Origin of the sequence: Nesterenkonia sp. AY15, from assembly GCF_022565855.1 — a bacterium.
Lineage (GTDB): Bacteria > Actinomycetota > Actinomycetes > Actinomycetales > Micrococcaceae > Nesterenkonia.
Window position 1 is genome coordinate 178,178 of the sequence record NZ_JAJOYV010000004.1, and the last position, 12,412, is coordinate 190,589.

Consider the following 12,412-nt stretch of genomic DNA (forward strand, 5'->3'; position numbering starts at 1 on the left):
CCCCGGGCTCTGTGGAGGACGCACGCGGACCGAGTGGGCAGGCGGCTCCTGGGGAAGACTCGGGAAGCCGTGGAAGTCAGAGTGACTTCAACGGTGCGGTCGGGCTCGGGTCAGACGGTGCGGTCAGACCCCGAGGTTCCAGCTGAGCCGGTGCTGAGCGGTGGCCCCGAGCTCGAGCAGCGCATTCCGGTGACCCTGAGAGCCATACCCGCGGTTGGAGTCCCAGCCGTATCCGGGATGCTCCGCGGCGAGCTCCTCCATCAGACGGTCGCGTTCGAGCTTCGCCAGCACCGAGGCGCAGGCCACCGTCAGTGCCTTGATATCGGCCTTGACCATGGTCTGCACGCGGGGCGAGGCGCCATGGGTCAGCCAGTCATGGGAGCCGTCCAGGATGACGGCGTCCAGCGGCCGACCGAGCTTGACCTCGACCGCGTTGAGCCCGGCGAGCCCGGCGGCCCGCAGCGCCCCGTTGATGCCCAGGGCGTCGATCTCCCGCGGCGCCCGGTGCTGGACGCTGTAGGCGGCGGCGTGTTCGCAGATGTGTGGATGCCAGCGCTGCCGGGCCTTGGCACTGAGCAGCTTGGAGTCGCGCACGCCGTCGAGCTGGGTACAGATCCCGCTCGTCGTCGGCGTCTGGGCGAAGACCGGGGCCTGAAGATCGAAGACCACCACTCCGATGCTGACCGGGCCCGCCAGGGCGCCGCGGCCGACCTCGTCGATCCCAGCGATGTAGCGGACGTCGCGTCCGGCGGCGATTCCCAGCTCGGGCAGCAGCGTGGCGTTCTCGGGCATCAGCGCAGCCCTCGCATGAGACGCGTGGCGCGGCGCCGGGACCAGACGCTCAAGGCTCCGGGACCGCCTCGAAGGGGTCACGCTCGGTTCCGCCGTCGCCGAAGTGGTCAAACGGCCAGATCACGACCGAGGACCGACCGATGACGTCTTCGATCGGCACCGCACCCATGTCGGGCTCATCCACGTGGGAGCGCGAGTCCGCGGAGTTCCCGCGGTGATCCCCGAGCAGCCAGACGCTGTCTTCGGCAACGGTCACCGCGAACTCACCCTCGCTGGGGACGTCGCCGGGGAAGATATAGGGCTCGTCGATGGGTTCGCCGTTGACCATGATCCGACCCTGATCGTCACAGCACTCCACCTCGTCACCGCCGAGGCCCACGATCCGCTTCACCACGAAGTGCGAGGAGGTGTCCGGCATCAGACCGACGAAGATCATCGCGTCCTGGAAGGCGTTCGTGGGCACCTGGCTCCCGGCGCCCCACCACTGGCGGGTGTCTTCGAAGACCACGACGTCGCCGCGCTCGACCTCCATGAGGTCTGGGGCGAGCAGGTTCACGATGATCCGGTCATCGACCTCCAGGGTGGGCTCCATCGACTCAGAGGGGATGTAGAAGGCCCGGAAGAAGAAGGTCTTGACGACGAAGGAGATGACCAGCGCGAAGACCAGGATCGTGGCGATCTCGATCAGGAATCCGACCACCGGGTGCCGCGCCGAGCGGGCCCGACGACGGCGTTCTCTGCGGCTCTCCGGCGATGGAGACGGAGGCCCGTCACTGGTGCTGATGAAGTGCCTCCGGAAGCTCTCGTCGTTCATTCCAGGGCCAGAAGACGCCGGTGACGCGGCCGAGGATGCGGTCTTCGCTGATCATACCCCCGCCGGGTGCGCCCAGCAGCGCCCGCGAATCCAGGGACTGCTCGCGGTTGTCCCCCATGACCCAGAGTCGGCCCGGCGGAACCTCAGCCTCGAAGCTCAGCTCTGAGGCAGGGGCCTGCGCGGTGACGTCTCGGCCCAGATAGGGCTCCTCCACGGGTTCCCCGTTGACGGTGAGCTGCCCGGAGTCCGCGCAGCACGCGACGATGTCTCCGCCGGTGCCGAGCACGCGTTTGACGTAGGTCGCAGGAGGTGTCGCGATTCCGAACCAGTGACCGACCCTCGCTCCGAGCTGCTCGAGGGTCGAACCTCCGCCCACGTAGGGGGTGAAGGAGCCTTCTCCGTCGAAGACGATCACATCTCCGCGCCGGACGCCCTGGTCCTCGGGATAAGCCTTCTCCACCAGGATCCGCTCGGAGTCAGCCAGAGTGGGCGCCATAGAGACCTGGGAGACGGTGTAGACGTCCACGACGAACAGGCGCAGCCCGGTGGCGAGCAGCACCGCGATGACGGCGGTCGCGAGCACCGCGATCCAGAGCCGGAAGCGGCGAGGACGCGTCAGACGCCGAGAACCCCGAGTCGCCGAGTCAGACTCGGGCGGCTCAGGGTTCTCTGCGCTGTTCATAAAACGTACGAGCTCTCAGCGATGAGCCGAGGCCGATCCGCGGATCAGGCCTCGGTGACCTCTTCGACCTTCTCGCCCTGCTGGCGAGCAATGGTGGACTCACGCTTCTCCTTGATGCGTGCAGCCTTGCCATGGCGATCGCGCATGTAGTACAGCTTGGCGCGGCGGACGTCACCGCGGGCCAGGACCTCGATCTTCTCGGTCACCGGGGAGTGGACCGGGAAGGTGCGCTCCACGCCGACGCCGAAGGACACCTTGCGAACCGTGAAGGTCTCGCCGATGCCGTGGCCCTGGCGGCCGAGGACGTAGCCTTTGAAGACCTGAACACGAGTGTTCTTGCCCTCAACGATGTTGACGTGCACGTTGACGGTGTCACCGGGGCCGAACTCCGGGATGTCGGTGCGCAGGCTGGCTGAATCAACGAAATCAAGCTTATGCATATGCTTCTCCTTGGACGACTGCCACAGGTCACTCGCCCGGGTTGCGACCTCTTGCGGACGGCGCACAAGGCGCCGATCACGCCGGAATCCGGCGCAGGTCAAAGCGTGAGGATCCGGATCGGGATGATTTCCCTCTCCGGCGGCCTGTCTGTTGACGGTCATCCCCTATGGCAGATGGAGCCGCCCAGCAGGCACGGTGGCCAATTCTATGTCAGATTCCGCTCCTGCGCGACCACGTGCTTGGCCCACAGATCGGGGCGCAGCTTCCGGGTGCGGATGTCCTGCTGCGCCGCGCGCCAGGCGCCGATCCTCGCGTGGTCACCGGAGAGCAGGATCTCGGGCACATCGAGGCCGCGCCAGCGCGCAGGCTTGGTGTAGACCGGATACTCCAGCAGGCCGTCGGCATGGGACTCCTCCGCCAGCGACTCCGGGTTGCCGAGCACCCCGGGGATCAGCCTGGTGATGGCTTCGACCATGACGACGACGGCGGACTCCCCGCCGTTGAGCACATAGTCCCCGATGGACATGGGGCGCACCTGGAAATGCTCCGGCGCCCAGTCGAGCAGCCGCTGATCGATGCCCTCGAAGCGTCCGGGGGCGAAGACCAGATGCTCGGCCTGGGCCAGCTCTTGAGCGGTCCGCTGAGTGAGCACCTCCCCCGCAGGGGTGGGAATGATCAGGATCGGGGGATCATCCGATGCCGGGGTCTCCCGCTGGGTGAGCACGTGCTCCAGCGCCAGCGCCCACGGCTCGGGCTTCATCACCATCCCGGCGCCGCCGCCGGTGGGGGTGTCATCGACGCTGCGGTGCTTGTCGAAGCTGAAGTCGCGCAGCTGGTGCCGGTGCAGGGTGAGCAGTCCCTCGCGCTGGGCCTTCCCGATCAGGGAGAGGTCAAGGACGTCGAAGAACTCAGGGAAGATCGAGATGAGGTCGATCCGCATGGCGCGCTCCTCGCTCAGAAGAGGCCGGGCGGCGGGGTCAGCACGATGCGCTGATGCTCCGCATCCACCTCGGGCACGAGCTCTTCGACGAAGGGGACCATCACGTCCTCGCCGGAGACGGCCGTGACCACGAGCAGATCCTGCGCCGAACCGGTGATCAGCTCCTTGAGCGTGCCCAGGCGCTGACCCTGTAGGTCCACGCAGGCGAATCCGGCGAGCTCGTGGCTGTACCAGCCGTCCTCGTCGGAGTCTTCCTCCATCGGCACCTCGACGTAGAGGGTGGAGCCGCGCAGGGCTTCGGCGCTGTCACGGTCAGTGATCTCGCGGAAGCTCAGCAGCGCGATGCTCTTGTTCCAGCGCTGCCGGGTCACAGTGAGCAGCGTGGTGATCCGGTCGACGGTCTGATCGCCGGCGATCCGGATGATCACCGAACCGGGAGCGAGTCGCTGCTCCGGGTCATCGGTGAAGAGTTGGGCTGTGACCTCGCCACGGATGCCGTGGGGTTTGCCGATACGAGCGACCCGCAGGCGCTCTGCCGAATCTGGCAGTGCCTGCGGGTCGGTCTCATATGCTTCCTGGCCTTGCATGCCAGCAATCATGGTGCAGTCCTCATATCCGTCAGCGGCTGCGGTCGGTGTCGACCACGTCGACGCGGACATCGCCCCCACCGGGGAGGGCGGAGACCACAGTGCGCAGTGCCTTGGCGGTGCGCCCGGCCCGCCCGATCACTCGACCGAGATCATCCGGATGAACTCGCACCTGGAGGACGTCGTAGCGACGCCCGCCCTTACGGCGGACATCGACGTCATCGGGTGCGTCCACGATTCCGCGGACCAGGTGTTCGAGCGCGTCACTCAGCACTGCATCAGCTCCCATGATTACTCTGCATTCTCCTGCGAAGCAGACTCAGCTGCCTCGTCGGCAGGAGCCGGAGCCTTGGTCTTCTTCTCCTGGATGACTGAGCCCTTGCTGGGAGCGACGAACTCCTCCTTCGGGGCCTTGGTCCGCAGAGTGCCTTCGGAGCCTTCGAGGCCCTTGAACTTCTGCCAGTCACCGGTGACCTTCAGCAGTGCATTGACCTGCTCGGTGGGCTGTGCGCCCACGGAGAGCCAGTACTGAGCGCGCTCGGAATCGATCTCGATCAGCGAGGGCTCCTGCGTCGGGTCGTATTTGCCGATCTGCTCGATGGCGACGCCGTCACGCTTGGTGCGGGAGTCGGCGACGACAACACGGTAGAACGGTGCACGGATCTTGCCCATGCGCTTCAGACGAATTTTAACTGCCACTTGAGTGGTCCACTCCTGTTTCTTGTTTCAGGGGCGCGGTCAGGCAACGGATTGCGTGGGGACGTGCTGCACAATCGAGGCGACCACTTCAGAACATTGTCCCTACGGAGGGTTTAGAGGGTGCCCTCCGTCGAACAAAGTACCTGCCTATTGTGCCAGAGATCGGCCGAACACGCGATCTGAGACCCGGTCAGCCCTGCTCAGCGCAGGCCGAGACTCAGCGCAGGCCGAGACTCAGCGCAGGCCGAGACTCAGCGCAGGCCGAGACTCAGCGCAGGCCGAGACTCAGCGCAGGTACTTCTCGAATCCCTTGGGGAGGTTCAGGTCCTCGGGCTTGAGATCCTTCGTGCCTGCGCCGAAGCTGGAGCCGTCCATCCGCTTGGCGGCACCCTGGGTGCGCTTGAGCTCAGCCTCGCGGGCCTCCTGGGCGGCCTTGGCCGGGTTGCCGGACTTCTTCTTGGGCTTGGGCTGGGGCTTGCGCTTCTTCGAGGCGCCTCCTCCGGCACCCATTCCGGGCATCCCGCCCATCCCCGGCATCCCGCCGCCGCCGGGCATCGAGGGCATGCCCCCGCCGCCGGCCATCTTCTTCATCATCTTCTGTGCCTGGGTGAAGCGCTCCAGAAGCTGGTTGACCTCGGAGACGTGGACGCCGGAGCCCTTGGCGATGCGGGCCCGGCGGGAGCCGTTGATGACCTTGGGGACGTTGCGCTCATAGGGGGTCATCGAATAGATGATCGCCTCGACCCGGCCGATGGAGGACTCGTCGAACTGGTCCAGCTGCTGCCGCATCCCCTGCGCGCCGGGCATCATGCCCAGCAGCTTCTTCATCGAGCCCATCTTCTTGAGCTGCTGCATCTGTCCGAGGAAGTCGTCGAGTGTGAAGTCCTCCTGGTCGGCGAACTTCCTGGCCATCTTCTCGGCCTCGCCGCGGTCCCAGTTGGCCTCGGCCTGCTCGACCAGGGAGAGGATGTCACCCATGTCCAGGATCCGACGAGCCATCCGGTCCGGGTGGAAGACCTCGAAGTCTTTCAGCCCTTCACCGGTGGAGGCGTACATGACGGGCTTGCCGGTGACCGAGGCGACCGAGAGCGCGGCACCGCCGCGGGCATCGCCGTCGAGCTTGGTGAGCACCACGCCGGTGAAGTTCACGCCCTCGTTGAAGGCCTGCGCGGTGGTGACCGCGTCCTGACCGATCATCGCGTCGATCACGAAGAGCGTCTCGTGCGCGCCGACGGCGGCCTTGATGTCAGCGGCCTGACGCATCAGCTCGGCGTCGACGCCGAGGCGGCCCGCGGTGTCGATGATGACGACGTCGTGCAGCTTGCTGCGCGCCTCGGCCAGGCCCTCGGTGGCCACCTTGACCGGATCACCGGTGGCGGACTCGAACTCGGAGGAGACACCGGGGTGCGGAGCGTAGACGGGAACACCGGCGCGCTTTCCGCCGACCTGCAGCTGGGTGACCGCATTGGGCCGCTGAAGGTCACAGGCCACCAGCATCGGGGTGTGGCCCTGGTTCTTCAGGTGGTGCGCCAGCTTCCCGGCGAGCGTGGTCTTGCCCGCACCCTGGAGGCCGGCGAGCATGATCACCGTCGGCGGGTTCTTGGCGAAGGCCAGTTCACGGGTCTGCCCGCCGAGGATCCCGACCAGCTCCTCGTTGACGATCTTCACGATCTGCTGACCCGGGTTCAACGCCTGTGCGACCTCGGACCCGAGGGCGCGCGCCTTGACCTTGGCGATGAACTCGCGGACCACCGGCACGGCGACGTCTGCATCGAGCAGCGCCCGGCGGATCTCCCGCGCGGTGCCGTCGATGTCGGCCTCGGAGAGCCTCCCCTTGCCGCGGAGGTTCTTGAAGGTGGCGCTCAGGCGATCGGAGAGGGAGTTGAACACGTCTGGGATGTCCCTTGGGTCGTTGGTGGTGGCTGCGCGTCGCGGAGCAGAGTGCGTCCACCGCGCAGTGGATGTACCGAGGCTCTAGAGTATCAATGTGCGATGGATAGACCTTCACCCCTGTGCCAACACGTCCGACCTCGGCAAACCCGACGCAACTGCACGCCCTGCGGCCACAGACATGGTGGACGCGGCGCTTGCCATGCACCGTTCTGCCCTGGGCGCCGCCGCGAAGGCGCACATGGCTGCCGCCCGGGCCTGGACGACGACGGCCGCGTCCTCGCCTGCCTGGTCGTCACCAGCCTTGACACTGCGCAACAAGGCCAGTGCCGCCCATCTGCAGCGAAGACGGTCCTATGAAGAGCTGATTGACTTGCTGAATGAACGCGCGGAGTCCGCGCCCCGGAACGGCGCTGCCCAGACCGCCACGAGCATCACTGAGATCTCGGTGCCGGAGGAATCTGAGCGGGAGTTCCTGGGATCCCCCATTCACGCAGTGGACGACGCACTCGACTCGACCGGAACACTCCCCGCCCCCGAGGCCGGCGTCTCCCGCCCCCGGCTGCCCCTCCGCATCGGACTGATCGCCGGCCCACGACTAGGTGCAGGCCTGTTCGGACTCGCGGAGATCATCGACATAGACGCCGAGAACTGGGCAGATCTCGATGTAGACGTCGATCTGCTGCTCATCGGCTCGGACACCTGCGTCTCCGACGAGCTGATCATCGACTCGATCATTCCGCACTGCCGAGAACGTTCGGTGCCCACCGCGTTCTTCTCCGCCGTCGGCAAGGATGAGGCCGAGGACACCCTGGGGGTCGTGGAGACCTGCGACTGGGTGTTCGCGGTCGACCATGAGGTCGCGGACATCTATCGGGAACTGGGCAGGTCGGAACCGAGCGTGACCACGGTTCAGCTCCCCGTGAGCCCCCTGCTGCACACTCCCCTCGGGACCCGACCTGCGGGCACGGATCTGCTGGCGTTCATGGGGCTGGACCAGTCGTCCACACCGGCGAAGGTCCACGCCGCCCAGTCAATCTCACCCCTGTTCGACGGTGCGCTGGCTTCAGGGCGACCCGTCGCGCTGTTCCGCCCCGCTGCGGAAGACGGCCTGCGACCCCCCCGTTGGACCGTGCCTGCGGAGTACGCGCCTTGGACCCTGTCCCAGCGGGAGGTTCCCGTCCTGGATGGACCCAGCGAGACGGCGAAGCTGCAGCGCTGTTTGGACGTCGGCCTGGCCGTGAACGCTGTGGCCAACTCGCAGACGCTGTTGGACAGCCAGGTCTTGCAGCTTCAGGCCTGCGGGACGATGGTGCTGGCCACCTACAACCAGGGCGTCAACTCCTACTATCCGAACGTCTACATCGCCAACACGGCGGAGGACGTGGCGAAGACGCTCCAATACATGGACATCGAGGAGCTTCGTCGTGTCCAGGGCGATGGCATCCGCCAAGTCTTCACCGCCCATCATGGGACGGATGTGCTCGGCACGATTGCGCGGACGATCGGCCTGAGCGTGGCCACTCCCACCGACCGGGTGCTCGCAGTGGCCGACGAGATCACCGATGAGCTCCGCGACGACATCGCACGGCAGACCCACCCCGCCGTCGCTCTGACAACCTGGGCACAGATCGACGGATGGCAGGTCGGAAGTGACACCGCAGCCGGGGACTTCGACATCCTCCTGCCGGTGAGCGCCTCCCGTCGGTATTCTCCGTTCTACACCGCCGATCATGTGGCAGCGTTCCGGTATCAGTCGGCGCCGATCACCACCAAGCTCCAAGGCACCGCGGAGGAGACGGATCACGCGGCCCACCGGCACACGACGGCCCTCGATGAGCTGTCCCTATCAGCCTGGTGGCGACCCGAAGCAGGAAGTCTGGGCTCTGCTGAGGCTCTCGCGTCGTCGGGCTCAGGCGTGACGGTCTACGCGATCGACCACCTCGGGCATCGGTCTCCTTCGATGCGTCGCGTGGTCGACCCGGAGGTCGGGTCAGACCTCGAAAGCTCCGCGCGCGAGTTCAAGGCCACCGCTGAGGCCGAGAAGCTTGAGCTCGCCGTCGTCGTGCCGATCTACAACAACGGCGATCACCTGCGACATAAGGCCTTTGCCTCGCTGCGCCGCTCAGAGATGTTTGAACGCATGCACATTCTGCTGATCAACGACGGCTCCACGGACGCTTCCACCTTCGACACGATCGAGGAGCTGGCGCACTCGTATCCCAACGTCTCAGCCTTCCATCACGGTTCCGGCGGATCCGGTTCAGCATCGAGACCGCGCAACACGGGTCTGGCGCTGAGCTTCACCGAGTTTGTGACGTACCTGGATCCTGACGATGAAGAGCTCGACGACGGCTACCTGGTGCTGCTCGATGAGCTCCGCGCCCGGCCCGAAGCCGATTTCTCGCTGGGCACGATGGCCGTCTGGACTCATCGGTACAGCGTCCATGACTACCACGCATGGTTCGCCGCCGGTGTCGAACACCGGGACGGGCTTGTCTGGCCTCACCGAGACACCCTGCGCACGCTGAACTTCAAACCAGCCTCCATCGAGGCCCTCGTGGCGCGGACGGAATGGCTGAAGGGACTGGGACTCGTCCAGCCGGTGGGCGCGGTCGGACAGGACTCATACTTCTTCCAGCAGCTGATGTACCACGTCAGGGCCTACGTGCCGGTGCACCGCCCGGTCTACACCTACTACGGAGCCGTAGACACCTCAATCGTGAACGTGGTCTCGCCCAAGTACTTCCGCAAGTACCTCATCCTGGAACTGGACAGGGCCCAGTGGCTGCGGGAGGTGGGCCTCCTGGAGGACTATATGGAGCAGCGCTTCGAGACCTTCTTCGTCTCCTGGTATCTCGAGAAGTTCGAGAAGGTCAGCCCAGATGACCGTGAAGAGGCCGCGAGCGTGCTCCGAGAGATCGCTAGCACCTATGGCCCGTTCCACTGGAACGACCATAGGGCGCGGGCTTTCTTCAGGAGGTACTAGGAGCTGCCACAACGGTCATCCGCTGAGCGCGCCCTCCATCCGGTCCGCCAGCACAGGAGTCACTGATCGCGCGAAGCAACGAAATCCTGTTCCACCTACTGCACCGAGCAATGGGCGGCACCCACAACCAGGGCCATACCGGCGGCAGCTGCAACCATGGTGCGCCACGTAGGCAGCAACACCTTTGCCTGCCACCGCTCGGCAGCGTCGATCACGTAGGGGGAGAAGATCACCACTGGCCAGCGCCAGAGACAGATGGAGTAGGACCAATCTCCCAAGGCTGTGACCGGGCGCCGCGCCAGCCACCAGTGGATCCCGGTCCAGGGAGCCTTGCCGCTGCAGGCCATCAGCAGGGTCGCCCCACGGACGTGACTGATGCCGTCTATCCAGGAAAGTGCGTCATCTCGCCGGAGAAGCAGGCCGAACCGAGAATCATCACCGGGCCCAGCCATCCCAGCAGAATTGCCCACCGACCAAAGGTTTTGGGCGGCACCGAGGAGTAGCGCCGGCATTGCCCCGAGCAGCCCGACCAACCAGAGGAAGAGCCTGCGCGTGTCGTTGCGAGGCGCCTGATCTGAATGCGTCGACGTTCGACGACGCCGCGCAAGTGCTGCCACAGCCGACACGACCGCCAGCAGCCCCGGCCACAACACAACACAACACATAGGACTGTTCCTCGACGGAAAGGGACCAGAGGTGCTGCACCGCGGTCGCGCGTTCATCGGCCTTCGAGCAGTCGATCGAATCACCGGCGAGCACCCAGTTCTGCACGGAGGGAGCCGAGTCCATGATCTGTCATCGGGTGTTCTGCCAGTCCGTACTCGGCAGAATCATCACCGCAGCCAACGCCGTGAGTCCCAGCACCAGCATGCTCAGCGGCAGCAATCGCCGAATCCTTCGGACGCAGAACTGCGCCAGCCTGATCTGATGGATCCGCGCAGCCTCCTTGTACAGGTGCGCGGTGATGAGGTCCCCGAAGATCACGAAGAACACGTCCACACCGAGATAGCCACCGGACAAGTACTCAGGACGGAAGTGGCAGGCCACGACGAGCAGCACAGCCAAGGCCCGCAGCCCTTGGATCTCGGGTGGGCACCACCCGCTCCGGGACGTTCGAAGGCGTCCCTCTGGACCATTCGACGCAGAGACGGGCTGGGCAGCTGCAGCGACAACGATTCGCCCCAAGTTCAATTCCATCGATCACGGCGCGCGGGACCGCAAGTCACGCCCAGATCTACCCGCTGGGATAGACTCGCCTGCTGTCAGTCACCTTTGACCGCCGAAGAAAGTGAATCTCCTTGATCAGCAAATCCTCCACCGTCGGTGTCATCGGACTCGGCTACATCGGTCTTCCCACCGCAGCCATCCTCGCGGATCACGGCGTCACCACGATCGGTATGGACGTCTCTGAACGCAATGTCACCGCTGTCAACAACGGCGAGGTTCCCTTCGTGGAACCCGGACTGCGCGAAGTCCTGGAACGCGCAGTCAACAGCGGCACCCTGACCGCGAGCACGCAGACACCCGTTGCGGACGCCTACATCGTCGCCGTGCCCACTCCCTTCACCGCTACCCACTCGGCTGACCTCAGCTACATCGAGTCTGCCGCGGATGGAATCGCCGCCAAGCTCTCCGGCGGGGAACTGATCATCCTGGAATCCACCTCTCCTCCCGGGGCCACCGAACACATGGCCGCACGCATCCTTGCCGCCCGCCCCGACCTGAGTCCGGCCGACATCCTGGTCGCGCACTGCCCCGAGCGTGTGCTGCCGGGCAAGATCATGGAGGAGATGATCTCCAACGACCGGATCATCGGGGGCCTGACACCTGCGGCCGCCGAAGCGGCGAGGGATCTCTACGCCTCCTTCTGCAAGGGCCAGTTCCTGCTCACCGACGCGCGCACCGCGGAGATGGCCAAGCTCACGGAGAACAGCTTCCGCGATGTCAACATCGCGTTCGCCAATGAGCTTTCCGTCATCAGCCACAAGCTCGGCATCGACGTGTGGGAGCTCATCGAGCTCGCCAATCACCATCCGCGGGTCAACATCCTTCAGCCGGGCCCCGGTGTGGGTGGACACTGCATCGCAGTGGACCCGTGGTTCATCGTCGACGCCGCCCCGGAGCAGGCGAACCTGATCCGCACCGCCCGTGAGACCAACGATGCGAAGCCTGAGTGGGTCCTGGGCCGTATCGAGCAGGCGCTCGAAGCCTCCGGTGAGACTCCCACCGTGGCGCTGCTGGGCCTGGCCTTCAAGGCCAACATCGATGACCTGCGTGAATCGCCCTCGCTGCACATCGCGGAGAAGCTCGCGCAGCGGGCCCCCGGCGCGAGCATCCTGGCGGTGGAGCCGCACATCCACGAGCTTCCCTCAACCCTGGGACAGTTCGAGAATGTCGCCCTGACCGAGCTGGATGAGGCACTTGAACGCGCCGACGTGCTGGTGCTGCTGGTCGATCATGACACGTTCAAGGCCCTGCCGATGTCACGACTGGGCTCGGCCACGGTCATCGACACTCGCGGAATCTGGCGCTGAGCCCTCCATCAGAGGTGATCCGCGAAGGACCGCCGTTAGACTGA

At 65.6% G+C, this 12,412-nt stretch carries 12 protein-coding genes; 2 read left to right on the forward strand and 10 right to left on the reverse strand.

Features of this window, described 5'->3' with window-relative positions; translation table 11 throughout:
• Positions 1–123: 123 nt before the first annotated feature.
• The 9 genes from LSI54_RS08025 to ffh all read right to left on the reverse strand — a co-directional run bounded on the left by LSI54_RS08025 (position 124) and on the right by ffh (position 6,845).
• Positions 124–792, reverse strand: coding sequence for a ribonuclease HII (locus tag LSI54_RS08025; RefSeq protein WP_241478104.1), 669 nt, complete (start codon positions 790–792; stop codon positions 124–126).
• A 49-nt stretch (positions 793–841) separates the two neighbouring features.
• Entirely contained in the window at positions 842–1,492 is a 651-nt protein-coding gene (lepB, locus tag LSI54_RS08030; RefSeq protein WP_241470999.1) for a signal peptidase I, read from the reverse strand.
• Between the two features lie 70 nt (positions 1,493–1,562).
• A complete protein-coding gene (lepB, locus tag LSI54_RS08035) occupies positions 1,563–2,189 on the reverse strand; it encodes a signal peptidase I (protein WP_241464922.1) in 627 nt (208 codons plus the stop codon).
• A 143-nt stretch (positions 2,190–2,332) separates the two neighbouring features.
• Entirely contained in the window at positions 2,333–2,728 is a 396-nt protein-coding gene (gene rplS / locus LSI54_RS08040; RefSeq protein WP_241464923.1) for a 50S ribosomal protein L19, read from the reverse strand.
• A gap of 206 nt (positions 2,729–2,934) precedes the next feature.
• Complete coding sequence (gene trmD, locus LSI54_RS08045) at positions 2,935–3,669, reverse strand: tRNA (guanosine(37)-N1)-methyltransferase TrmD (protein ID WP_241478105.1); 735 nt, start codon at positions 3,667–3,669, stop codon at positions 2,935–2,937.
• A gap of 14 nt (positions 3,670–3,683) precedes the next feature.
• Positions 3,684–4,268 (reverse strand): ribosome maturation factor RimM, encoded by a 585-nt coding sequence (gene rimM, locus LSI54_RS08050; protein WP_241464925.1) that lies wholly within the window; start codon positions 4,266–4,268, stop codon positions 3,684–3,686.
• Between the two features lie 19 nt (positions 4,269–4,287).
• Positions 4,288–4,530, reverse strand: a complete 243-nt coding sequence (locus tag LSI54_RS08055) for an RNA-binding protein (RefSeq protein ID WP_036476533.1) — start codon at positions 4,528–4,530, stop codon at positions 4,288–4,290.
• 17 nt (positions 4,531–4,547) lie between these two features.
• Positions 4,548–4,955, reverse strand: a complete 408-nt coding sequence (rpsP, locus tag LSI54_RS08060) for a 30S ribosomal protein S16 (RefSeq protein ID WP_241464926.1) — start codon at positions 4,953–4,955, stop codon at positions 4,548–4,550.
• Between the two features lie 285 nt (positions 4,956–5,240).
• Positions 5,241–6,845 carry a signal recognition particle protein gene (ffh, locus tag LSI54_RS08065; protein ID WP_241478106.1) on the reverse strand — a complete coding sequence of 535 codons (1,605 nt, stop codon included), beginning with the start codon at positions 6,843–6,845 and terminating at the stop codon, positions 5,241–5,243.
• Between the two features lie 202 nt (positions 6,846–7,047).
• Between ffh and LSI54_RS08070 the strand changes: the two genes are divergently transcribed.
• Positions 7,048–9,834 carry a glycosyltransferase gene (locus tag LSI54_RS08070; RefSeq protein WP_241478107.1) on the forward strand — a complete coding sequence of 929 codons (2,787 nt, stop codon included), beginning with the start codon at positions 7,048–7,050 and terminating at the stop codon, positions 9,832–9,834.
• A gap of 795 nt (positions 9,835–10,629) precedes the next feature.
• Here LSI54_RS08070 and LSI54_RS08075 read toward each other — a convergent pair.
• Entirely contained in the window at positions 10,630–11,031 is a 402-nt protein-coding gene (locus tag LSI54_RS08075) for an acyltransferase family protein (RefSeq protein ID WP_274617567.1), read from the reverse strand.
• Positions 11,032–11,135: 104 nt separating this feature from the next.
• Between LSI54_RS08075 and wecC the strand changes: the two genes are divergently transcribed.
• On the forward strand, positions 11,136–12,368 hold the full coding sequence (gene wecC, locus LSI54_RS08080) for a UDP-N-acetyl-D-mannosamine dehydrogenase (protein WP_241478155.1): 1,233 nt from the start codon (positions 11,136–11,138) through the stop codon (positions 12,366–12,368).
• Positions 12,369–12,412: the final 44 nt, after the last annotated feature.

Coding starts and splice junctions, on each gene's coding strand:
- LSI54_RS08025 (WP_241478104.1), bottom strand. CDS start 792: ATGCCCGAGAACGCCACGCTGCTGCCCGAGCTGGGAATCGCCGCCGGA.
- rplS (WP_241464923.1), bottom strand. CDS start 2,728: ATGCATAAGCTTGATTTCGTTGATTCAGCCAGCCTGCGCACCGACATC.
- trmD (WP_241478105.1), bottom strand. CDS start 3,669: ATGCGGATCGACCTCATCTCGATCTTCCCTGAGTTCTTCGACGTCCTT.
- rimM (WP_241464925.1), bottom strand. CDS start 4,268: ATGATTGCTGGCATGCAAGGCCAGGAAGCATATGAGACCGACCCGCAG.
- LSI54_RS08070 (WP_241478107.1), top strand. CDS start 7,048: ATGCACCGTTCTGCCCTGGGCGCCGCCGCGAAGGCGCACATGGCTGCC.
- LSI54_RS08075 (WP_274617567.1), bottom strand. CDS start 11,031: ATGGAATTGAACTTGGGGCGAATCGTTGTCGCTGCAGCTGCCCAGCCC.